The following is a 24922-nucleotide window of genomic DNA, read 5'->3' as shown; positions in this document are numbered from 1 at the left end:
AGAAACGCAAAAGGCCGCGGGGATCGCTCCCCGCGGCGTTGTTTTACGCAATTAACAGCTGATGGTTCGCCAGCAGCGTCGCCAGATCCGTCTGCACGCCGTTCAGGGTCACCAGCGTGGTTGGCGAGAACTGACCGCCGGTACCGTCCAGGTCAACCTGGATCTCGGTATTGCTGCCGTTCTGCACCACGCGGATATAATCGCTGATATTGCCCGCGCTGCTGTCCAGGGTGGCGACGCCGTTCACGTAGCTTGCCGAGCCCGTGCCGGTATAGCCGCTGCCGGAGAGCAGATCGCGCAGATCAATGCGATCCGTGTCCGCGGTCCCTTCCCATGTGCCGACCGTAAAGCCGTTCACCACGTCGTGACCGTTACCGCCCGTTGCATCCGAGGCGTTGATCAGCTTGTAGAGCAACGTATCGTGACCGCCGCTGCCGATGTTGAAGGTGTCGTTCCCGCCGCGGCCTTCGAACCGGTTATCACCGCTGTTGCCGGTAATGACGTCGTCGAAGTTCGAGCCGTTGATCCCCTCAATGTTGAGCAGTCGTGACGTTCCGAACCCGGTGTCCTGCGCGGTAGAAAGGCGCAAATCAACGGTCACACCGGAGGTCGCATTGCGGTAATCCACCACGTCCATCCCGCCGGTGTTGCTCCAGGTGTCGTAGTCGGAATGGGTATTCCAGCCGCCGGAGCCGTTGTAGGTATAGGTGCCGTTCTCTGCGATAAAGGTGTCGTTATACCCGGTCCCGGTTATGGTCCCGCTGTGGCCGCCGGTGGCGGCTTCGGCCGTCAGGACGTAGCCCTCTTTGCCGTTGCCCGCTTCCAGACCGCTCCAGGTAACGTTATCCGACACGCCGTTGGTGATCTTCAGGATTTCGGCCGAATAGGTTTCATTCGGATCCAGCCCGTAGAAGCTCACCAGCGCAGAAGTATCGTTCGACCCGATACCGGACTGGGCGTTGATGATCTGCGAGGCCACCAGCACGCCCGCGGCGTTGTACAGATTGACCGTGTTGCCGTAGTAGGCGTTGATGCCCTCGCTGTCGACAATGTGCAGGTGCATCGCGGTGCCGTCAGCAATGGTTTTGCTGTTTTGCACCAGCACCACCTTGCCGTTCTGCTGAGAGACCAGCAGATCCTGCGCGCCGTCCCAGTTGTAGTCGACTGCGGCCACACCGGTAACGTTCGCCAGGCCGGAAGCCAGCTGGCTGGAGGTCCAGGTGGAACCGTAGCCGTTGTTGGTAAACAGCGTTGCCGTCTGCGAGCCGCCGTAGGTGCTGAGCTTGATGATGTCCATCTGCCCGTCACCGTTCCAGTCCACCGCCACCGACAGATACCCCGCCGTGGCGTTAGAGGCTTCCACCGCGCTCTTGGTGGCAGAGAGCTTCCCGGTACCGTCGTTGTAGTAGATCACCCCGCCGTTGTTGTTGTAGCTGCTGCCCAGGTACAGATCCATGTAGCCATCGCCGTTGAAGTCCGCCCACGTCATGGACGCCGCCGTGGTGGTATTCGAGGCGTTTGCCACAAACACGTTCGTCAGGTTCTGACCGATAGAGAGCGTGCCGTTACCGTTGTTGTTGATCACGGTTAACGAGTACGCGCCGCTGCGGTTGGTGTGCTGAACGATATCCACCGTGCCGTCGTTGTTCAGGTCGACGCCGGAGATTTCACGCCCGGAATCGAACTGACCGTAGAAACCGCCTTCGCCACCGGTGCCGTCCGGCGACAGAACGCCGTTGTTGTTCACCAGGTAGGTCAGTGAGTCCATGCCGGCATCGCCGTACGCCAGATCCAGATAGCCATCGCCGGTTTTGTCGTAGGCAATCACGCCGCCGTACCAGATGGTGGTGCCCATCGCCAGCTGGCTGGCGTTATAGGTGCTGCCATCGTAGGTCCACATCACCTGCGTTGACCCGGCGTAGGTATTTTCCGTCGCGAAGATATCCTGCGTGCCGTTACGGTCAAAGTCGGCGGCGGTCTGGCTCACCACGTAATAGCCGCGGGTGTTGGTCAGCGCATTTCCGGCATAGGTCGAGCTATCGCTGCTGGAGTATGACTGGCCGTTAGCAATGATATTCCACAGACCGCTGCTGTTCATGCCGAGGGTCATGGTGGAGTTGTTGCTGTTCCCCGCCGTGGTTGCCCAGTCGGTATTCACCGAGGTGGTATCAATCACCAGGCTGCCGGTCGCCGTACCGGTGGTATTACCGTTCCCCGCGCTGCTCTTCACCTGCGCCGTCACGCTGTAGCTCGACACGCTCAGCGCATCGCCGTCCGGGATCTGCAGATACCAGGTGTTGTGATCCGGATCGACCACCACCGCACCGCCGGTCTGGGAGGTGTAGGTTTTTCCGTTTACCGTTACCACCAGGTATTCACCGTTCACCAGATCGGCGGAGACGGTACCGCTGACAATCGGCGTGGTGTCCGACGTGGTCTGCGCGGTAATCGCCGCCGTGGTGGTCGGGATGCTGGTATCAACGTTCAGCACAAAGCCGTCCGATTCCGTGTAGTTACCTGCCCTGTCGGTGACGCGCACAATGTAGGTGTGGTTGCCGTCGCTCAGGCCGTTGTCCTGGAAGGACCAGCTTGCGCTGCCGTTCATGGTCACCTGGCCGAGCAGGACCCCGTCACGGTAGAGCTGCACAATTTCACCGTCGTCCGGGGCGCGGTTAAGCGTACCGTTGATCAGCGGCGAGTTATCGTCCGTTGCCACCGCGCTGCCAAAGGTGCCCTGACGCTCGCCTTCGCCGTCGGTATAGCTCACTACGGTTCCCACCGTGGTTGGCGGCGTGGTGTCTACCGTCACCACCTGAGAGGCGGTGGAGCCGACGTTGCCCGCCTGGTCGATAATCCGCACCTGGTAGGTGTAGTCCCCGTCAGCCAGATCGCGGGTATCGGTGTAGCTCCAGCGCTGGTTGGTGACCGTGGCGTCTGACCAGGTGTTTCCGCCGTCCAGGCTGATCTGTACGCGCTCGTCGTTTGCCAGCGCGCTGCCCAGCGAACCGTTGATGGTCAGCGTGGTGTCCATGGTGATGAAATCACTCCCGGACTGGCCGGTATCTTCGCTGATGCTGTCGATGGTGATGCCGTACTGCGGCGCCTGCGTATCCACCGTCACCGCCTGCGCGGTGGTTGCCCCGACGTTCCCCGCCTGGTCGACGACCCGCACCTGGTAGTTATGGCTGCCGTCGGTCAGGGTACGCGTGTCGCTGTAGCTCCACTGCGTACCGCTGACGGTGGCGTACACCCAGGTGCTGCCGCCGTCCATGCTCACCTGCACGAATTCACCCGCGCCCAGCTCTGCGCCGAGCGTTCCGTGCAGCGTGTACGAGGTCGAACTGGTCAGGAAGTCGTTATTGTCGAAGCCGGTATCCACGGTGATGTTATCCACGGTCACCGTAATCGCCGCATCCGGGGCGACCGTATCGACGGTCACCTGCTGATGGGCGCTGGCCCCCACGTTGCCCGCCGCATCCACCACGCGAACGTAGTAGTCATAGGTCTGGTTACCCAGCGTGCGGCTATCGACGTAGTACCAGCTGTTGCCTGTGACAATCACGTTCTGCCAGGTGACGCCGCCGTCGATGCTGATCTGGGCATATTCGCCGTCGGCCAGCGTCGCGCCGAGCGAGCCGTGCAGCGTCAGGGACGTATCGTTAGTAACAAAGTCGCTGCCGCTCAGGCCGGTATCGTCGCTGATGCTCTCGATGGCGATGGTTTTGCTCGCGTCCGGCGCAACCGTATCAATGGTCACCACCTGGCTGGCGGTGGCGCTGATATTGCCCGCGTCGTCAATCACGCGCAGCTGGTAGTTGTAATCCCCGTCGGCCAGCGTGCGGCCATCGACATAGGTCCAGCTCAGGCCGCTGACGCTGACGTCTGTCCAGGTAACGCCGCCGTCGAGGCTGATCTGCGCGTGGTCGCCGCTGCCCAGCGCCGCGCCGAGCGTCCCTTTCAGGCTGATCTGGTTATCGCTGGTGATAAAGTCGCTGCCGGACAGGCCCGTATCCTGCGTGATGGAATCCACCGTAATGGTCGTCGCCGCAGGCTTCGTCTGATCGATCACCACGTCCTGGCTGTCCGTCGCCCCCACGTTGCCCGCGTTATCGATAACGCGCACCTGGTACTGATACGTACCGTCCGTCAGGGTGCGGCCATCGGTGTAGCGCCAGGTGGTGCCGGTCACGGTCAGGTCAATCCAGGTGGTGCCGCCGTCGAGGCTGATCTGTGCCTTCTCGTTATTGCCGAGCTGCGCGGTCAGCGAGCCGTTGACCACCACCTGAGCGTCGTTGGTGATGAAATCACTCGCGCTGAGGCCGGTGTCGTTTTGCAGCGAATCAATGCTGATGCCCATCGACGGCGCGGTGAGATCCACGGTCACGGTGTGGTTATCGCTGCCGCTGTTGCCGATGGTGTTGCTGACCTGCGCGTTAATGACGTACGAACCGCCGTCCGCCAGCGCGGCCACGTCTGCGCTGCCCACCGTATAGCTCCAGCTGCCGTCATTCTGGACGGTCGCCGTGTAGGTTTTACCGTTCAGCGTGATGGTCACCGTCTGGCCCGCCGGGGCGTCGGTGGTACCGCTGACGACCAGCGGCGTACCGTGCTCGGCGGCGTTGACGATATCGTCCTGCGCAAAGGTGTTGATGGTGATGGTTGGGACATCGCCGTTCAGCGTCACGTCGTGCGTCGCGCTGCCCGGGTTGCCCGCCCTGTCGCTTACCGAAGCGGTGATGGTGTAATCCCCGTCGCTCAGGCCAAGGAAATCACGGCCCGGCACGAAGACCGACCACGAACCGTCCGCCCCGACGGTCGCCTGATAGCTGTGCCCGTTGAAGGAGACGGTCACCGTCTGGCCCTGTTCCGCCGTGGTGGTGCCGCTGATGGTCTGGCCCGCCAGCTGCTCCGCGTTGTTGACGATATCGTCATCGGCCACGGTGCTGATGGTCACGGTTGGCGCGACGGTGTCTACCGTTAAGGTGTGCGTGGTCTGGCCGTTATTACCCGCTTTATCGTCGACCGAGGCGGTCACCGTCAGCGCGCCCTGGCTCAGCGCAGCCAGATCGGCTGCAGGAACATCCAGCGTCCACGTCCCGTCATTCGCGACGGTGGCAGTGTAGGATTTGCCGCCCAGCGTCACGGTGACGGTCTGGCCCGCTTCCGCGCTGGAAGAGCCGTGCACGGTCAGCGGCTGCTGCGCTTCAAGCGCGTTCAGCATGTCGTCACCCGACAGCGTCGCAATGCTCACGACCGGCGCGGTGGTATCCACGCTGATGCCGTGCGTCGCCGACGCGCTGTTGCCCGCGCTGTCCTGTGCCGAGACGGACACCTGGTAGCTCGCGCCATCGGCCAGGGCGCCCACGTCGGCGGCCGGTACGGTGGTCGTCCAGCTGCCGTCGCTCTGGATGGTGGCCGTATAGCTCTTGCCGTTCAGCGTCACGGTGACCTGCGTCCCGCTGGCGAACTGGGCGCTGGAGCCGTTAATCACCAGTGGCGAACCGGCTTCAGCCGCGTTGATGACGTCATCGCCGCTGAGGGTATTGATGGTCAGCGCCACGGAGGCCGTGTTCACTACCATGTCGTGGGTCTGGGTGCTGCTGTTGCCCGCGCTGTCGGTAATCGTCGCGCTGAGGGTCACGGTGCCGTCGGTCAGCGCGGAAATCACGCTGGCCGGCACGCCCACGCTCCAGTTACCGCTGGCGTCAACGGTGGTGGTGTACTGGTTCGAACCGATGGTGATGACCAGCTTATCGCCGACGCTCGCGCCGGTTGCCGTGCCGCTGACGATCTGCGCCTGCCCGTGCTCCACGCTGTTGATGACGTCATCGCCCGCGACAGCGTTAAAGCTGACTGTCGGTGGCGTGGTATCAAGCGTAATCGCTTTGCCCGCGCTGCCCGGGTTACCCGCGGCGTCGCTCACGCTGACCTGCACGGTGTAGCCGTTATCCGCCAGCGCGGACAGGTCGGTGCCCGGCACGTTCACGCTCCAGATGCCGCCCTGCTGCACCTGCGCGGTATAGCTCTTACCGCCCAGCGTCACGGTGATCGTCTGACCGACTTCCGCCGTGGTGGTGCCGGAAATGGCCACGCCCGCAGCCGCTTCGCTGGCGTTAATCACGTTATCGCCTGCGACCGTATCGATGGTCACGGCTGGCGCGGTGGCGTCCACGCTGTACTCGCGGCCAGCCGAGGCGCTGTTGCCGTGCGCGTTGGTGACGCTCACCTGCACGCTGGCATCGCCGTCTTTAAGGCCCGCGAGATCCGCAGACGGCACGGTGGCCGTCCAGTTACCGTCGGCATCGACTTTCGCGGCGTACGTCTTGCCGCCGAAGGTGATGGTAACGGTCTGGTTTTCCTCCACGTTCGAGGTGCTGCCGGACAGCACCAGATCCGCGCCTTTCTCCGCCGCGTTAATGACGTCGTCGGTGGCAATCGCATCGATGCTGATAGCCACCGCCGACAGATCGACGGTCACGTCATGGCTGATGGTCACCGGGTTGCCCGCCGCGCTCTGGCCTGCAGCGGTCACCGTGACCGTGCCTGCATTCAGCGCGCTGACGTCCGCCGCCGGGATCGCCGCGCTCCATGTGCCGTCTGCCAGCACGGAGGCCGCATAGGTTTTGCCGTTGACGGTCACGGTGAGCGTGGTGCCTGCCGCCAGCCCGTCGCTGGAGCCGGTAACGATCAGGTTCTGCCCGTGCTCGATGCTGTTGATCACATCGTCGCCCGCCACGGTATCAATGCGCAGTCCCGGCAGGCTGGCGTCGATAGTGATTTCGCGCTCGCCCACGCCGGTATTGCCGTGGCCGTTGGTGACGGATGCTGACACCGTCAGGTCACCGTTGCCCAGCGCCGTCAGGACGGATTCCGGCACGTTCACGGACCAGGTCAGATCGCTCTGCACCGTTGCGGTGTAGCTGTTGCCGCCAATGGTGACGGTGACAGTATTGCCCGCTTCCGCGTTCGCTACCTTACCGCTGATGGTCTGACCCGCGGCCACTTCCGCCGCGTTGATGACGTTATCGCCCGCCACGGTATTGATGGTGACGGTCGGCAGCGCGGTGTCCACCAGCAGGGTCGCCGTATTACTGACGCTGTTGCCCACGCCGTTGGTTGCAGTCGCGCTCAGGGTGTAATTCGCTTCGCCCAGACCCGCCAGATCCGCTGCCGGAACGGTCAGGCTCCAGGTGCCGTCCGCCGCCGTCGTGGCCGCGTAGTTTTTGCCGTTGAGGGTTACGGTCACCACGGTGCCTTCCGCGAGGTTGGCGCTGGTGCCGCTGACGCTCAGATCCTGACCTTTTTCAACGGCGTTCAGCACGTTATCGCCGCTGATTGAGTTGAACGCCACGGATGGCAGGCCGGTATCGACGATCACGTTATGGCTGCCGGTGCCGGTGTTGCCCGCCGCGTCGGTGACTGACGCAGTCACGGTCACGGTGCCGTCGCTGAGGCCGGAAATCACGCTGGCCGGTACGCCCACGCTCCAGTTCCCCGCCGCGTCCAGCACGGTGGTGTAGGTCTGGCCGCCGATGGTCACGGTGACCTTATCGCCCGCTGCCGCGCCGGTGGCGGTGCCGCTGATGATGTGCGCCTGGCTGTGTTCTGCGAGGTTAATGACGTCATCGCCCGCCACGGTGTTGATGGTCACCGCAGGCACGGTCACGTCCACCGTCAGATTGCGATCCGCCGACGCCGGATTGCCCGCCTTGTCGCTGACGCTCGCCGTCACGGTGACGCTGCCGTCGCCGAGCGATGCCAGATCCGCCGCCGGAACGTTCAGCGTCCAGCTGCCGTGTGCGCCTGCGGTTGTGGTGTAGTCTTTGCCGTTCAGCGTCACGATCACGGTCTGGCCCGCTTCGGCGGTGGTGGTGCCGCATACGGTCAGATCGGACTGCGCTTCTGCGGCGTTCAGAATATCGTCAGCCGCAAGGGTGTTGATGGTCACGGACGGCGCGGTTGCATCCACGCTGTACTCGCGGCCCGCCGAGGCGCTGTTGCCGTTAACGTTGGTGACGCTAACCTGCACGCTGGCGTCGCCGTCCCTGAGGTGTGCCAGGTCCGCAGAGGGTACGGTGTAGGTCCAATTACCGCTGTCGTCTACTGTCGCGCTATAGATTTTGCCATTCAGGCTGATGGTCACGGTCTGCCCGGCTTCCACGTTGGTGGTCGCACCGGACAGCACCAGATCCGCGCCCTTCTCTGCCGCGTTAATTACGTCGTCGGTGGCGATGGCGTTGATGCTGATGGCAACGGTCGCCAGATCTACCGTCACGTCGTGGCTGATGGTAATCGGGTTGCCCGCAGAGCTGTCGCCGGTCACGCTGATTTTGACGGTGCCTTCCTGCCACGCGCTCACGTCGGTGGACGGGATCGCCGCGCTCCAGGTGCCGTCCGCCAGTACGGTCGCCGCATAGGTTTTACCGTTGACGGTGACGGTCAGCGCCGTGCCTGCCGCCAGCCCGTCGCTGGAGCCGGTGACGATCAGGTTCTGCGCGTGTTCGATGGTGTTGATCACGTCATCACCCGCGACGGTGTCGACGCGCAGGCCCGGCAGGTTAGCGTCGATAGCGATCTCGCGCTCGCCGGTGCCGGTATTGCCGTGGCCGTTGGTGACGGTCGCCGTTACGCTCAGGTTGCCGTTGCCCAGCGCGGTCAGCACGTCGGACGGCACGTTCACGGACCAGGTGAGGTCGTTCTGCACCGTTGCGGTGTAGCTGTTGCCGCCGATAGTCACGGTTACCGTGTTGCCCGCTTCGGCGTTCGCCACGGTGCCGCTCAGGGTCTGGCCTGCCGCCACTTCCGCCGCGTTGATGACGTTGTCGCCCGCCACGGTGTTGATGGTGACGGTCGGCAGCGCGGTGTCCACCAGCAGGTTCGCGGTGTTGCTCACGCTGTTGCCCACGCCGTTGGTGGCGGTCGCGTTCAGGATATAGTTGGCCTGGCCGAGACCGGCCAGATCCGCTGCCGGGACGGTCAGGCTCCAGGTGCCGTCCGCCGCCGTCGTGGCAGTATAGTTTTTGCCGTTGAGGGTCACGGTCACTACGGTGCCTTCCGCCAGGTTGGCGCTGGTGCCGCTGACGCTCAGATCCTGACCTTTTTCTACCGCGTTCAGTACGTTGTCATCGCTGATGGCGTTGAAGGCCACCGATGGCAGACCGGTATCGACGGTCACGTTATGCGTGCCGGTGCCGGTGTTGCCCGCCGCGTCGGTGACTGACGCCGTTACGGTTATGGTGCCGTCGCTGAGGCCGGAAATCACGCTGGCCGGTACGCCCACGCTCCAGTTCCCCGCCGCGTCCAGCACGGTGGTGTAGGTCTGGCCGCCGATGGTGACGGTCACCTTATCGCCCGCTGCCGCGCCGGTGGCGGTGCCGCTGATGATTTGCGCCTGGCCGTGTTCTGCGAGGTTAATAACATCGTCGCCCGCAACGGTATTGATGGTCACCGCAGGCGCGGTGATATCTACCGTCAGGTTGTGATCCACGGACGCCGGGTTACCCGCTTTATCGCTGACCGATGCGGTGACGGTCACGCTGCCGTCGGTTAATCCAGCCAGATCCGCCGCCGGGACGTTCAGCGTCCAGCTGCCGTCTGCGCTGACGGTTGTGGTGTAGTCTTTGCCGTTCAGCGATACGGTCACGGTCTGGCCCGCTTCGGCGGTGGTGGTGCCGGATACGGTCAGATCGGACTGCGCTTCAGCGGCGTTCAGAATATCGTCAGCCGCCAGGGTATTGATGGTCACGGACGGCGCGGTCGCATCCACGCTGTACTCGCGGCCCGCCGAGGCGCTGTTGCCGTTCACGTTGGTGACGCTCACCTGCACGCTGGCGTCGCCGTCTTTCAGCCCCGCCAGATCCGCAGACGGCACGGTTGCTGTCCATTTTCCGTCGGCGTCCACCGTGGCGGTGTAGTTCTTGCCGCCAAAGGTAATGGTAACGGTCTGGTTTGCTTCCACGTTCGAGGTGGTGCCGGAGAGCACCAGATCCGCGCCCTTCTCGGCCGCGTTAATCACGTCGTCGGTGGCGATGGCATCAATGCTGATGGCAACGCTCGCCAGATCCACCGTCACATCGTGGCTGATGGAAACCGGGTTACCGGCGCTGCTCTGGCCCGCAACGGTCACGGTAACCTTGCCTGCGGCCAGCGCACCCACGTCCGCCGCCGGGATCGCCGCGCTCCAGGTGCCGTCCGCCAGCACGGTTGCCGGATAGGTTTTGCCGTTGACGGTCACGGTCAGCGCCGCGCCAGCCGCCAGCCCGTCGCTGGAGCCGGTGATAATCAGGTTTTGAGTACGTTCGATGCTGTTGATCACGTCGTCACCCGCCACGGTGTCGACGCGCAGGCCCGGCAGGTTAGCGTCTATCACGATTTCGCGCTCGCCCGTTCCGCTATTGCCCACACCGTTCGTGACGCTGGCCGACACCGTTAAATCACCGTTGCCCAGCGCGGTCAGCACGGATTCCGGCACGTTAACGGACCAGGTGAGATCGCTCTGCACCGTGGCGGTGTAGCTGTTACCGCCAATCGTCACGGTCACGGTGTTGCCCGCTTCGGCATTCACCACCTTACCGCTGATGGTCTGGCCGGCTGCCAGCTCCGCCGCGTTAATCACGTCGTCGCCCGCAATGGTGTTGACGATCACGCCCGGCAGAACGGATTCCACGTTTACGGTGTGCGACGCGCTGGTATTATTGCCGACGCTGTCCGTTGCTGAGGCGGTGACGGTATAAAGCGCCTCGCCCAGCTGACCGACCTCGTTCGCCGGAACGGTAGTCGTCCATTTTCCGTTATCGTCCACCTGCGCGCTGTACGCTTTGCCGTTCAGCATCACGGTCACCACCGCGCCTGCCGCCAGGCCGGAAGCCGTACCGGAGATCGTCAGATCCTGGGTTTTCTCGGCGTTGTTGATCGCATCGTCACCGGAAACGGTGTCAATGGTCAGCACCGGCGCGGTCAGGTTCACCTCCACGCCGTGCGTGGCGCTGTTGCTGTTGCCCGCTTTATCGGTCAGCGCCGCGGTGATGGTGTAATCCCCTGCGGCTAGGGCGGTAACGTCCGCCGCAGGCACGCCCACGCTCCAGTTGCCTGAGGCATCCAGGGTGGCGGTGTACGATTTGCCGTTGAGGGTGACGGTGACCACATCGCCCGCCGCCGCACCGGTCACAGAACCCGTGACAATCAGTGCCTGCGCATGCTCGGCGCTGTTGATCACGTCGTCGTCAGAAACGGTGTGGATGGTCAGCTGCGGGACGGTGGTATCGACCAGCACGTCGCGATCCGCTGAGGCCGGGTTGCCCGCCTTATCAGACACGGCGGCGCTGATGGTGTAGTTGCCGTCGGTAATACCGCTCAGATCCGCGGACGGCACGGTCACGCTCCAGCTGCCGTTTGCCTGCACGGTGGTGGTGTAGTCCAGGCCGTTCAGCGTCACGGTGACGGTCTGGCCCGCTTCGGCGTTGGTCACGCCGTTAACGACCAGATCCTGCTGCGCTTCGGCGGCGTTGATGATGTTGTTGTCGCTGACGATCTCGATAGATACCGTCGGCGCGGTGGCGTCCACGCTGTACTCGCGGCCCGCCGACGCGCTGTTGCCGTTCACGTTGGTGACGCTCACCTGCACGCTGGCATCGCCGTCTTTCAGGCTGCCCAAATCGGCGGACGGTACGGTCGCCGTCCAGTTGCCGCTGGCATCGACCGTCGCGGTGTACGACTTGCCGCCGAAGGTAATGGTGACGGTCTGGTTTTCTTCCACGTTGGTGGTTGAGCCGGACAGCACCAGGTCCGCGCCTTTCTCAGCCGCGTTGATTACGTCGTCCGAGGCAATCGGGTTAATGCTGATGGCGACTGCCGCCAGATCCACCTTCACGTCGTGGCTGATGGAAACCGGATTGCCCGCCGCGCTCTGGCCTTCCACGGTCACGGCAATCGTGCCCGCATTCAGCGCGCTGACGTCTGCCGCCGGAATGGCCGCCGTCCAGGTGCCGTCTGCAAGCACGGTTGCGGCGTAGGTTTTGCCGTTGACGGTCACCGTTAACGCCGCGCCCGTTGCCAGGCCTTCGCTGGAGCCGGTGATAATCAGGTTCTGAGCGTGCTCAATGCTGTTGATGACATCGTCGCCCGCCACGGTGTCGACCCGCAGGCCAGGCAGGTTAGCGTCTATTACGATTTCGCGCTCGCCGGTGCCGGTGTTGCCGTGGCCGTTGGTGACGCTGGCTGACACGGTCAGATCGCCGTTCCCGATGGCGGTTAAGACCGTGGACGGCACGTTGACCGACCAGCTCAGATCGTCCTGAACCGTCGCGGTCCAGGTATTGCCGCCGATTGAAATCGTGACAGTGTCACCGCTCGCCGCGCCGCTCACTTTGCCGCTCAGGGTCTGCCCGGCAGCCACTTCCGCTGCGTTAATGACATCGTCCGTGGCGACAGGGTTGATGGTGACCTGCGGCAGCGCGCTGTCAACCAGCACGCTGTGGCCGGTGCTTGCGCTGTTGCCCGCCGCGTCGGTTACGCTCGCCGTCACGACGTAGCTTGCTTCGCCCAGCGCGGAGACATTTGCCGCCGGAACGGTGATGCTCCAGTTCCCGCTGGCGTCGGTGGTGGCCGTATAGCTGATACCGTTCAGGGTCACCGTAATGGTGGTTCCGTCCGGCTGGTTGCTGGTGCCGGACACCAGCAGATCCTGGCCTTTCTCGGTCGCGTTGATCACGTCGTCAGCCGCCAGGGTATTGATGGCAATCACCGGTGCGGTCAGGGAAACGTCAAACTCGTGCGTCGCGGTGGTGCTGTTACCGGCTTTATCGGTGAGGGTCGCGGAGATGGTCTGTTCGCCGTTAACCAGCGCGCCTACGTCCGTCGCCGGAACGCCCACGCTCCAGCTGCCGGACGCGTCCAGCATGGCGGTGTAGTCTTTGCCGTTCAGGGTCACGGTAATCACGTCACCCGCCTGCGCGCCCGTGACCTTGCCGGAGACGATCAGCGCCTGGCCGTGCTCGGCAATATTCACGACGTCGTCGCCCGCGACGATGTTGAACGAAATCTGCGGTACGGTGGTGTCGACCAGCACCGAGGAGCCCGCGCTGGCCGGGTTGCCTGCCTTATCGGACACGGTCGCCGTGACCGCCGCGCTGCCGTCGGCGATGCCTGCCATATCCGCCGCCGGAACGTCGAGCGTCCAGCTGCCGTCGGCCTGCACCTGCGCGGTGTACTGATTGCCGTTGAAGGTCACGGTGACCGTCTGGCCTGCTTCGGCAGTAGAGATGCCGCTCAGGGTCAGATCCTGCGCCGCCTCTGCCGCGTTCAGCATATTGTCATGGCTGATGGTGTTGATGGTCACCGTCGGCGCGGTAGTGTCGACGCTGAATTCCTGCGCCGAAGACGCCGCGTTGCCGTTCACGCTGGTGACGGTTACCTGCACGCTGGCGTCACCGTCTTTCAGGCCGCTCAAATCGGCTGCCGGAACGGTCCAGGTCCAGTCGCCGTTAGCATCCACCGTCGTGGTATAGGTTTTACCCGCAAAGGTGATGGTCACGGTCTGGCCCGCTTCCACGCTGGAGGTGGTACCGGAAAGCAGCAGATCCTGGCCTTTTTCCGCCGCGTTGAGCACGTTATCGTCGGTCACGCTGCCGATGGTGATGGCGACAGGCGCGAGATCGACGTCCACCACGGTGCCGATAGTCACCGGGTTGCCGGAAGCATCCTGCGCGCTTGCCTTGATATCCATCGAACCGTCCGCCCACTGGGACACGTCGGCCGCCGGTACCGCCGCCTGCCAGGTGCCGTCCGCCAGTACCGTTGCCGAATAGGTTTTGCCGTTGATGGTCACGGTCACGGCGCTGCCCGCCGCCAGATCGGTGCTGGTACCGGACACAATCAGGTTCTGAGCGTGTTCAATCACGTTGATCACGTCGTCACCCGCCACGGTATCAATACGCAGTCCCGGGAGCTGGGCGTCGATGGTGAAGTCGTGAGAAGAAGAGCCGGTATTGCCGTGCGCGTTAGTCACGCTGGCGGATGCGGTGAGGTCGCCGTTGCCGAGCGCGGTTAACTGGCTCTCGCTTAACGGCAGGCTCCAGGTCAGATCGTCCTGCACGGTAGCCGTGTACGTCTGGCCGCCAAGGATAATAGTGACAGTGTCACCTGGCGCCGCATTCGTCACCTTACCGGTCAGGGTTTGCCCTGCCGCCACTTCCGCTGCGTTAACGATATTGTCGCCCGCCAGGGTGTCGATCGTTACTACCGGCAGCGAGCTGTCCACCAGCACATCGTGCGAGGTTGAGGCGCTGTTGCCTGCGCTATCCGTGACGCTCGCCGTCACGGTGTAATGGGCTTCTCCCAGCGCGCTTACGGCGGAGGCCGGTACGGTCACGCTCCAGTTTCCGCTGGCGTCGGTGCTGGCGGTGTACTGAATGCCGTTCAGGGTCACCGCAATGGTCGTGCCTTCCGGCTGGTTGCTGGTGCCGGAGAGCAGCAGATCTTCGCCCTTCTCGGTCGCGTTGATCACGTCGTCCGCCGCCAGCGTGTTGATACCGATGACAGGCGGCACGGTATTCACCACCACATCCAGCGAACTGCTTCCGGTGTTGCCGGACCTGTCGGTCACGGAGACGTCGATAGTCCAGGTGCCGTCAGTCAGTCCCTGCACGACGGACGCCGGCAGGCCAAGGCTCCAGTTCCCCGCCGCATCCACCACGGTGGTGTAATCGACGCTGTTAATGGTGATGGTGACCAGGTCGCCCGCGGCCGCACCGGTGACGGAGCCGCTCAGGATCTGCGCCTGTGAATGGGCGAGCTGGTTAACGGTGTTGGTGTCGGTGACAAAGTCGTTAATGGTCACCTGCGGTACGGTGGCGTCCACCAGACCCACGCGCTCGGCGCTGCTGGCGTTACCCGCCACGTCGCTGACGGTGGCCGTCACGGTCACAATGCCGTCGTTAAGGTCACCGACGTCTGCCGCCGGGACGCTCAGCTGCCAGGTACCGTCCGTCTGGACCGTGGTCTGATACGTTTTGCCGTTCAGCGTCACGGTGACCGTCTGGCCCGGTTCCGCACTGCTGCTGCCGCTTAACAGTAAATCCTGCTGCGCTTCAGCGGCATTGATGATGTTGTCGGCGGTCAGGTTATCGAGCGTAATCGCCGGAGGCTGCGTATCCACCGTGACCACACGCGCGGCGTCGGCGCTGTTGCCGCTGACGTTAGTGACGCTGACGCTCACCTGCGCGCGCCCGTCGATCAGGGTTTCCATAGCGCTGGAGGGTACGGTCAGGCTCCAGGAGCCATCCTGCTGCACCAGCGCGGTGAAGGTCTGGTCGGCGAATTTCACCACCACGGTCTGCCCCGCCTCCACGCCCTGCGTCTGGCCGGAAAGAGTTAAATCACTGCCTTTTTCTGCCGCATTCAGCAGGTCATCGCCGGAGACGGTATCAATGGTGACCGCCACGGCGTTCAGATCGAGTTCAATCGGGTGTTCAGCCGCAACGGGATTGCCCCAGGCATCTACCGCGCTGACGCTAACCGTCATGCCGCCCGCCGTCCAGGCCTGCAGGTCCGCCGCCGGAACGCCGATCTGCCAGCTGCCGCTGGCGTTAACCGCGGTGACGTACTCCACATTGTTGATGGTGACGACAATCTGCGTGCCCGCGGCCAGATGGGTGCTGGAGCCGGTGACGCTCAGATCCTGCTGCTGTTCGATGGCGTTGATCACGTCATCGCCGGAAATGGTGTTCACGCGCAGGCCCGGCAGCTCCGCGTTGATGTTGATATCACGCTCGCCGGTGCCGGTATTGCCGTGCCCGTTGGTGATGGACGCGGTGAAGGTTAAATCCCCGTCGCCGAACGCCTGAAGATCCGCTGACGGGATTTTCACGCTCCAGGTCAGGTCGCTGCCAACCGTTGCGGTGTAGCTCTTGCCGCCTGCGGTGATGGAGACGGTATCGCCCGCCGCCGCGCCGGTAACGCGACCGCTGAGGGTTTGATCGACGCCCGCTTCGGCGTTATTAACCAGGTTGTCGCCCGCAAACGTATTGATAATGACCTGCGGAAGAACGGTATCCACCAGCAGATTCGCCTCGGCAGAACCGCTGTTACCCACGCTGTCGGTCCCGCTGACGCTGACGGTATAAAGCGTGTTCGCCAGATTCAGGACGTCGGAAACCGGCACCTGGACCGCCCAGATACCGTTTTCGACGGTGGCCTGATAGCTGACGTTGTTCAGCGTCACGGTGACGGTGGAGCCGTCCGGCAGGTTGCTGGTGCCGGTCAGGCTCAGCGGCTGCATCGCCTCCTGGGCATTAAGGACGTTATCCTGGCTGATGGCGTCAATCGTAAATTCCGGCGGGTGTCCGCTCAGCGTAATGCCGTGCGTGGCGCTGCCGGTGTTGCCTGCCGCGTCAGTGACGGAAACCGAAAGCGTGTGGTTGCCTTCACCCAGCGCGCCCAGCACGGACGCCGGAACGCCCACGCTCCAGCTGCCGTCCGCCAGCACCACGCCGGTGAAGGTCTGGCCGCCAAGCGTCACGGTGACCACATCGCCCGCGCCGGCACCGCTCGCCAGGCCGGAAATAATGTGCGCCTGGCCCTGCTCGCTGATATTGAGGATATCGTCGCCCGCCACGGTATGGATGGTGACGACCGGCGCGGCGGTATCCACCGTGAAATCTGCCGTTACGGACGAACCGTTGCCCGCTTTGTCGCTCACGTTAACCGTCAGGGTGTGATTACCCTCACTCAGCGCCTGCACGTTGTTCACATCAAGCGTGACGGACCAGGCGCCGTCGCTGCCCACGGTGGCGTTAAAGTTTTTACCGTTCAGGGTGACCGTGACGATCTGACCGGCTTCCGCATTCGTTTTACCGGTCAGGGTCAGCGGCTGATTGTGCTCAGCCGCATTAATGATGTTGTCCTGCGCGAGGGTATCGACAGAGAGGGTTGGCGCGGTGGTATCCACCCCAATCGTCTGGCTTCCGCTGACGGTGTTACCCGCCGCGTCTTTACCGCTCACGTTGACCGTCCAGGTACCGTCGCCCAGCGCCTGCGCGTCCGCCGCAGGCACGTTAACACTCCACGCGCCGTCTGCCCCGACTTCAGCCGCGTAGGTTTTGCCGTTCAGCGTCACGGTGAGTGCGGTACCCTGCGCCAGGTTTTTGCTGGCACCGGAAAGCGTAAAGCCCGCGGATTGCTCGCTGGCGTTCAGCACGTTATCGCCCGCCGTGGTGGCCAGCGTAATGGCGGCGTCGGCGGTAGAGACCGTCACGGTGATACTGCCCGCAGAGGTGGTTTTATTGCCGTCGATCTGCACGACGGACCAGGTGTGCTCCCCGTCCGTCTGGGTCGGTAATATTACCGTCCAGGTGCCGTCTTTACCGACCATGGCGCTGGCAATGGTGCTGCCGCTGCTGTCTTTGATCTGGATGGTCGCGCCCGGCTGACCGGTGCCGCTAAAGGTTGGGTTGCTGTCGTCCGTGATCTCATTTGCGCTCAGCACGCCCTGCTTGTCACCCGCTTTATCCGACAGCAAGAAGGTCGGCGTGGCGCTTTCAACTTCTTTTGTATTATCAATGACTTTTGTTTTAGTTTCGCCGTCACCGCCGTTTGCCAGCAGTGCCCCGATGGCACCGCCGCCTAACGCAGCCCCCGCAATCCAGCCCCACGGCGCGTCGCTTAAAACACTTTCCTGCTCGAGGAAAGGTTGAATGCTGCTAATCGGTGTGGCCTGCGCGGTTAACTCGGTCACCGCAGCGCCTGACGCTTCCCCGGCATCGGCAAAAGAAATATGCGTCAGTTCCTGACGGTCGTTGAACACCAGCTCTGACTGATTATGCGTTTCTGGATCTTCGACAAAATAGTTATTGCAGCGAATAACGCTGCCATCTTTCATATAAATGAGGAGATCTTTACCCTGGCGGACATAACGCGCCACATCCTGAGCAGAGCCCTGGATTTCAATCACGCTCGGCGATGAAATAGAAACCGACAGATTTCCTTCGCCGGTTAATTTCGTTTTCTCCGCCGTTTTGCGAATGATGACATCAACAACTTTCATGTTACTCATATTCTTCTCCTTGCAGGTGTACGGATTCCTGTGGATATGTCCACCAGACGGATGTAGCTATCCCTGGGAAAAAACACCCATTATTTTCAGTCTTACTTTGCGCAACACTGCGCGTCTTTTATTAACTCAAGTCGGGTAATTTTGCGGCAGCGTTTTTCTCTATTCCAATAAGCGGCATTAAATTATCAACCGCAGAAGCATAATTAATTGCCGAACTCCAGCCGTCATACTCGGCGATTATTTTCGCTGAAGTGGCCTGCCAGACATCCTGCTCAACGCTTAGCAGATCGTTAATGCTCCGCTTGCTCAGGGTGTATTCATTTTTATAAACATCGCGGGCCCGCAGCGCATTTTCCAGCTGTTGCTTCCCCGCCTCCATTCGTCCCCGCGCGCCGGTCCAGTCAGCCTGCGCGACGGAGGCCTTTTGCAGGACATCGAAACGCGCCTGATCGACCTGAGAGGAGGCCATGGCCCGTGCGCCTTCCGCCTGTCGAACGCGCGCGGAAACCGCGCCCCCCTGATACAGCGGCGCGTCGATATTGAGCTGTATCTGGTCGTCCCAGTAGGAACGGTTGTCCGATTCATAACGGGTGCGCCCCCCCTTCAGGCTTAGCGTCGGCCAGTGCTGGGACTTCGCCGTTTCCACGCCATACTGGGCCGAACGTTCCATGTTCTGCGCGGCCATCACCGCCGGTATCAGGGAATAATCGATGCGGTTGAGCGAGTCCGGCTCCACGGCAAGATTCGCGGGCACCGGCGAATAGGCCTCTGCCTGCATTCCGGTTAATACCGCAAGCCTGGCGCGCGCGCTGTTTAAGGCGGCGTGATACTGCGCGACCGTCGCCTGCATGCCGGCAATGCGCGTGCGGGTCTGAAGCTCATCGGACGTAGAACTCACGCCCGCGTCTGCGCGCAGCTTTGCCAGCTGCTCGACGTTCTTGAGCGCCTGTACGTTATCTTTTGCCGCCTGCAGCAGATCGGAATAGCGTTTGACCTCGACATAGCTCAGCGCCGTTTTTTCCGCCACGTCAGAAAGCGTGCCCATCAGCTGATAGCGGTAGCTATCGCGCTGGGCGGAGGACTGGCTGATGCTGTTATTGGTCTTGCCAAAATCGTACAGCAGCTGCGTCAGGCTCAGCCCCCAGGCGGCTGAATTCTTCAGCGACCCGCTGGAATCGGTGGTCTGGCTGTGCCCCGTACTTCCGTTCAATGATATTTGCGGCATCCAGCCGCTGCGCGCTTCATCTATTTGTGCCTGGCCAATACCTAATTGCGCGGCCTGCTGGCTAATTGACGGATCGCGATCGATCGCAAAAAGAATACTTTCTTTTAAGGTTGTGGTTGCCACCGGGGCAATACCCACCTGATTACTATTGGCGAAAGCCATATTTATGGCTAATGAAATGAATGCCAGTGCTGCTGTAAATCGGCGTAACATAGGCTTTCGTAATATCGTCATGTTATCTCCCTGACTCTGAGTGATACTCAAGCAAATACCCAAAAAGAGGTACAGATAATTAGACAAATATCTTATTTAGCTACCTTGCTGAATTTCAGGTAATACTCCCCATACCCATTTCCATCGGAGATGAGATCTGCCCGCATCTTATTTCAATTAAGAATTTACTTATTTCTTAAACTGGTTAGCAGCATAACAAAATGTGTTATACCCCACTACAGCCACAATGTTAATGTGGTGTTACAAGCAAGAAAAAATATGGGGTTTCTGGACAAAACTCTAAAAGTATCCTTTCAGATGAAACATATAAACTCTCTGTTATCTAAGGAAAATTCTTAATTCCCTCCGTGCACATTTTTGCGTTAATTTCAGAGCGAGTCAGACACAAAGATTTTCAAAGAAGTGTCAGTTTACGTAGCCAAAGGGATATATTTAAAATTAAAAACTATTAAAAAACCAATTAAAGCAATTAAAACCTGCATAATTTCAATTAAACAGCACTTAACACCACGCAATGGCGTTACGCTGGTTACATAACCCAAATCGTTAAATAAAACATAACAATAACATTGTGATTAACATTCAAAACGGCTTCCTTATACCTGCTTAATAAAATTTTAATAATCACCTATCTGAATTATCACGCCGCCGCACATCGTCCTGAGGACATTCCCCTTCTCTCTGCGTCAAAATGCTGTATTATGCAAACTATTGCGACATTTTGCAGGAATGTACCCCATGCACAAAACCGCTCGTCAACGCTACGTCCTGGATATCCTCAGCGAGCAAGGCCAGGCAAGCATCACCGACCTGGCTGAAAAGCTGCAGGTTTCGGCGGATACCATCCGTCGGGATCTGACCGACCTGGAAAACCAGGGCCTTGCGCAGAAGAACCACGGCGGCGCCATCGCGCTCAACCTCTCCGCCATGAACCGTCAGGGCCGCAATACGCTGCTGCCCGAGACCAAACAGCGCCTGGGTAAACAGGTCGCACAGCAGGTTCCACCGGGCTCCACCCTGTTTCTGGATGCCGGAAGCACGGTGATGGCCGTCGCCACCTTTCTTCAGGGGCCGCTCACCGTTATTACCCCCTCGCTGGATATCGCCCAGCATTTTAGCGACCGGGAAGACGTTGAGCTGATCCTGCTAGGCGGGAAATGGGACCACAAGCAGCGACTGTTTGCCGGCAGCGCCACGCTGTCTTTGCTGTCCCGTTATCGGGCAGATATCGCCATTCTTGGGGCGTGCGCCATTCATGCCGAACTCGGTTTGAGCGCCGGTAAAGAAGCGGATGCCGAGGTGAAACGCGCGATGCTGGACGCAAGCCATGCGCACTGGATTGTCGCCGACCACCTGAAAATTAACCGCTGCGAGCCGTATCTGGTTTCCGGGTTATCCAGCATTCAACAACTCTTTTTAGATCGTCCCTGGCCTGAGCTTGGGGACCATAGCGCACTGCAGGTTACGGTATGCGCGAATTAACGTGGAGAAGGTCATGAGTAAAGTTCAAACAATCAACATTGCGCTGATCGGGTATGGATTTGTCGGTAAAACCTTCCATGCCCCGCTGATCCAGTCGGTGGACGGGATTAAGCTGGCCGTGGTCTCTTCTCGTGATGAAGAGAAGGTTAAACGCGATCTGCCGGACGTACAGGTGGTGGCGACACCGGAAGAGGCTATTCAGCATCCTGATATCGATCTGGTGGTGATTGCCTCCCCCAACGCCACGCACGCCCCGCTGGCGACGCTGGCCCTGAACGCGGGTAAACACGTGGTCGTGGATAAGCCTTTTACCCTCGACATGCAGGAAGCCCGAGACCTGATTGCGCTGGCGGATGAAAAGCAGCTGCTGCTCTCCGTCTTCCACAACCGCCGCTGGGACAGCGATTTCCTCGGCATTAAGCAGATTATTGACCAAGGCACGCTCGGCAAGGTTAAACACCTGGAATCGCACATCGACCGCTTCCGCCCGGAAGTGCGCGTGCGCTGGCGCGAGCAGAACGTCCCCGGGAGCGGTCTGTGGTTTGATCTGGGCCCTCACCTGATTGACCAGACGCTACAGCTCTTTGGACTGCCGGAGTCGGTTCAGGGGAATATCGCGACGCTGCGCGACGGCGCAGAAATTAACGACTGGGCGCACGTGGTCTTAAACTACCCGGAGCATAAGGTCATTCTGCACGCCAGCATGCTGGTTGCTGGCGGTACGGCGCGCTTTACCGTCCACGGGGACAAGGGCAGCGTGGTGAAAGCCAGAATCGACCAGCAGGAAGCGCAGCTGCTCGCAGGAGTGATCCCCGGCAGTGAAACCTGGGGCGAAGACGGCGACAGCATGGTGTTCTTTGGGGCCGACGGCGCACCGCAGACGATCCCTACCCCGAAAGGCGATCAGCGCCAGTATTACGTCAACGTACGTGATGCGCTGCTCGGGAAAATCACCAACCCTGTCCACCCTGTTGAGGCACTGGCGGTCATGGCCGTGCTGGAAGCGGCGGTGAAGTCGTCGGAAACGGGGTCAACGCAGGCGCTGGCGTTAACTGCCGAAGAGCGTGCGCTGCTGGGTTAAAAAAACAAGCCGGGTGGCGCTGCGCCACCCGGCAAGCGTTAAAGACTACGAACGCTTTTTCGGCATCATGCGCAGAAGAGTATTATCTTTCCAGAAATAGTGATGCATCAGCGCCGCCGCCGCGTGCAGGCCAATCACAAAATAGCCCAGGTTCGCCAGCGTCTCGTGCCACTCTTTCAACATATCAACCAGGTCGAAATTGGACTCCGCCGCATGCGGCATCGCCATGCCAAAAGCAAACCAGTCGCTGCCCCGGTTGTACATCATCACAATGCCAATCAGCGGCAGCGCAATAAACAGCAGATACACCACCAGATGCCCAAGGTGGGACATCCCCGTCACCATCGCTTTTGGCTTCGGCTGAATCGGTGGCGCGCGGAATTTCAGGCGAACCAGCAGACGCGTCACCATCAGCACCAGGATACTGATACCGCACGAGACGTGGATCATATTGATCGCTGGACGCGCGGTGCGCGGGAAGAAACCTTTGAACTCCATGGCGCAGTAGGCGACGATGATTAACAGAAACACCAGCCAGTGGATGCCGATTTGCAGGCTTGTATATTTAGTGCGCATGTGATTTCCCGATTAAAAACAGTTACCGCGCCAACATAATCTCCTTTCCTTAAAAATTCATTAACTTTTCTGTATGGTTTTTCAAATACTTCCTCCCGCATGAAGCATCTTCAATTGCCGCCCTGCCCGTGATGGTCTAAGCCTGGATGAGTTCAAACTGTCGCATCGACACGTTTACAGGAGAACACCATGAGTAAAATTGGCATTAACGGCTTTGGACGCATTGGGCGCCTTGTACTGCGCCGCCTTCTTGAAACCCAGGACAGCAATACCGTCGTCGCCATCAACGACCTCACCTCACCGAAAGTGCTGGCCTACCTGCTCAGGCATGATTCCAACTACGGTGGCTTCCCGTGGAGCGTCGATTTCACCGAGGATGCGCTGATTGTCGACGGTAAAACCATTGCGGTGTACGCCGAAAAAGAGGCGAAGCACATTCCGTGGAAAGCCGCAGGCGTGGATATCGTCGTGGAGTGCACCGGCTTTTATACCTCTGAAGAGAAATCACGGGCGCACCTGGACGCCGGCGCGAAGAAAGTGCTGATCTCTGCGCCTGCGGGCGAGATGAAAACCATCGTCTACAGCGTGAATGACGACACCATTGACGCCAGTGACACCATTATTTCCGTCGCATCCTGCACCACCAACTGCCTCGCCCCGCTGGCGAAAGCCCTGAACGATGCGTTTGAAATAAAAGTGGGCACCATGACCACCATTCATGCCTATACCGGTACGCAGGCGCTGGTGGATGGCCCGCGCGGGAAAGACCTTCGCGCCTCGCGGGCGGCGGCAGAGAATATCATTCCCCACACCACCGGTGCCGCAAAGGCCATCGGTCTGGTGATCCCGGCGCTCAGCGGCAAGCTGAAGGGCCACGCGCAGCGCGTGCCGGTAAAGACGGGTTCAGTCACCGAGCTGGTGGCGATTCTGGGCAAGAAAGTGACCGTTGAGGAGATCAACGCCGCGCTGAAAAAGGCGACGCAGGGCAATAAATCGTTCGGGTATACCGACGAAGAGATTGTGTCGTCCGATGTGATTGGCTCGCATTATGGTTCGGTGTTTGACGCCACGCAGACGGAGGTGTCAGAAGCGGGAGAGCTGCAGCTGGTGAAAGCGGTAGCCTGGTATGACAACGAGTACGGTTTCGTGACGCAGCTGGTGCGGACGCTGGATAAGTTTGCGGCGCTGTGATTCTATGCCTTTATTCAGGGCTAATATGAGCAGTGAAGCATCCCCTCTCCCTGTGGGAGAGGGTTAGGGTGAGGGGAACATACGGGTGTGGTGGTCATTCCGTTCACTTTATGTTCCTTGCTACTCTTTAACGACATAACCGGTGAACGTGCCAGGGTGGCTCAATCGCCGCCACCCTGGCAACCCGGGCTCCCGGCGATATACAGCCGGACCAGGACATTGCTGTAAGCCAAAGGTTATTCTGAAGCGGTTGTTATCGCTTCTGATTACACCCTTAAATCGAGCGCCTGGACAACGCATCCGCGAGAACTGGGTCCTGCTGTAACTGTTCCCATGCGGCAATCACAGCATCCGGGAATTCAACGTGCGCGATAAAATCCCGCCCGGCCGGACCATAGCCGTTAACGTCATCATACAAACGCGGCAGCTCCCCCAGAACCAGTGACAGGTAGCGGTCAACGGGCCACAGTCCGCTATTGCCCGCACTAAACTCCACGCCCTCTTTGCCATTGTGCAGCACTGGCGTAAACCCGGGATGGCTTATCCACTGCGGTGACACGGGCTCATCCCGACAAACGCGGGCAAACGTCGCCATCGTACGGCGCTGCATCGTCGGATCCTGCACCACCAGCACCCGCCCGGTCGCTCGCTGATGCTGTTTCAGCATATTCCAGCTAAAACGCGCGTTCTCACCGCAGTTGGTGGATTGATCCTCAATCCACAGGCGCGTCTCGGGGATCTGCCAGAACTCCCGCGCAATGTCGGCAAGAATGCTCGCTTCCGCCCGCCCTTCGACGGGCAAGGTGTGATAACGCGGATGACTGCCGATAGCGGCATATAAAAACGCGGTTGAATGACCAATACCGCCGCTAATCAGGAGCGGGATATCTCTCTGCGCGGCAATACGGCAGGCCGCCTCAATGGTCGGGATCACCGCGTTTCCTGCCAGGATGACCGCATCGACGTCCGGGGGCTGGCGGCTGCCGCTCAGGTCGTCCTGCGCCAGCCATTCACCGACAGTATTGATGGCCGCCAGCGTGGCATCCGGCAGGATGGGAAAATGGGGCTGTTCCATGATGAACTC

Annotated in this window: 7 protein-coding genes; 3 read left to right on the top strand and 4 right to left on the bottom strand. The window is 60.9% G+C overall.

Features of this window, described 5'->3' with window-relative positions:
* Positions 1-43: 43 nt before the first annotated feature.
* Positions 44-18049 (bottom strand): Ig-like domain-containing protein, encoded by an 18006-nt coding sequence (locus USF70_RS06425; protein WP_320735418.1) that lies wholly within the window; start codon positions 18047-18049, stop codon positions 44-46.
* A gap of 121 nt (positions 18050-18170) precedes the next feature.
* Entirely contained in the window at positions 18171-19508 is a 1338-nt protein-coding gene (locus tag USF70_RS06420; RefSeq protein ID WP_182383524.1) for a TolC family outer membrane protein, read from the bottom strand.
* Positions 19509-20246: 738 nt separating this feature from the next.
* Here USF70_RS06420 and USF70_RS06415 point away from each other — a divergent pair.
* Together USF70_RS06415 and USF70_RS06410 are read left to right on the top strand one after the other, a co-directional pair.
* The gene (locus USF70_RS06415) at positions 20247-20990 is read left to right on the top strand and encodes a DeoR/GlpR family DNA-binding transcription regulator (protein ID WP_047061832.1); all 744 of its coding nucleotides are present in this window, start codon (positions 20247-20249) and stop codon (positions 20988-20990) included.
* A gap of 13 nt (positions 20991-21003) precedes the next feature.
* Positions 21004-22071: an oxidoreductase gene (locus USF70_RS06410; RefSeq protein ID WP_320735417.1), complete on the top strand. Its 1068-nt coding sequence runs from the start codon at positions 21004-21006 to the stop codon at positions 22069-22071.
* A 45-nt stretch (positions 22072-22116) separates the two neighbouring features.
* Here the strand turns inward: USF70_RS06410 and cybB are convergent, their stop codons facing one another.
* Positions 22117-22647 (bottom strand): cytochrome b561, encoded by a 531-nt coding sequence (gene cybB / locus USF70_RS06405; protein WP_320735416.1) that lies wholly within the window; start codon positions 22645-22647, stop codon positions 22117-22119.
* 189 nt (positions 22648-22836) lie between these two features.
* On the opposite strand from cybB, the gene gap reads away from it, so the two are divergent.
* Entirely contained in the window at positions 22837-23838 is a 1002-nt protein-coding gene (gap, locus tag USF70_RS06400; protein ID WP_029740556.1) for a type I glyceraldehyde-3-phosphate dehydrogenase, read from the top strand.
* A 274-nt stretch (positions 23839-24112) separates the two neighbouring features.
* Here gap and USF70_RS06395 read toward each other — a convergent pair whose 3' ends face one another.
* Complete coding sequence (locus USF70_RS06395; RefSeq protein ID WP_320735415.1) at positions 24113-24913, bottom strand: YdcF family protein; 801 nt, start codon at positions 24911-24913, stop codon at positions 24113-24115.
* Positions 24914-24922 lie beyond the last annotated feature (9 nt).

The sequence above is a fragment of the Enterobacter sp. 237C8 genome, assembly GCF_034106865.1.
Classification (GTDB): domain Bacteria; phylum Pseudomonadota; class Gammaproteobacteria; order Enterobacterales; family Enterobacteriaceae; genus Enterobacter; species Enterobacter asburiae_B.
The sequence above is the reverse complement of the archived record's forward strand: the minus strand, read 5'-3'. Positions and strand labels throughout refer to the sequence as shown.

What these genes read in the sequence shown, in the direction of transcription:
- USF70_RS06425 (WP_320735418.1), bottom strand. Translation starts at nt 18,049, where the DNA reads ATGAGTAACATGAAAGTTGTTGATGTCATCATTCGCAAAACGGCGGAG.
- USF70_RS06420 (WP_182383524.1), bottom strand. Translation starts at nt 19,508, where the DNA reads ATGACGATATTACGAAAGCCTATGTTACGCCGATTTACAGCAGCACTG.
- USF70_RS06415 (WP_047061832.1), top strand. Translation starts at nt 20,247, where the DNA reads ATGCACAAAACCGCTCGTCAACGCTACGTCCTGGATATCCTCAGCGAG.
- USF70_RS06410 (WP_320735417.1), top strand. Translation starts at nt 21,004, where the DNA reads ATGAGTAAAGTTCAAACAATCAACATTGCGCTGATCGGGTATGGATTT.
- cybB (WP_320735416.1), bottom strand. Translation starts at nt 22,647, where the DNA reads ATGCGCACTAAATATACAAGCCTGCAAATCGGCATCCACTGGCTGGTG.
- gap (WP_029740556.1), top strand. Translation starts at nt 22,837, where the DNA reads ATGAGTAAAATTGGCATTAACGGCTTTGGACGCATTGGGCGCCTTGTA.
- USF70_RS06395 (WP_320735415.1), bottom strand. Translation starts at nt 24,913, where the DNA reads ATGGAACAGCCCCATTTTCCCATCCTGCCGGATGCCACGCTGGCGGCC.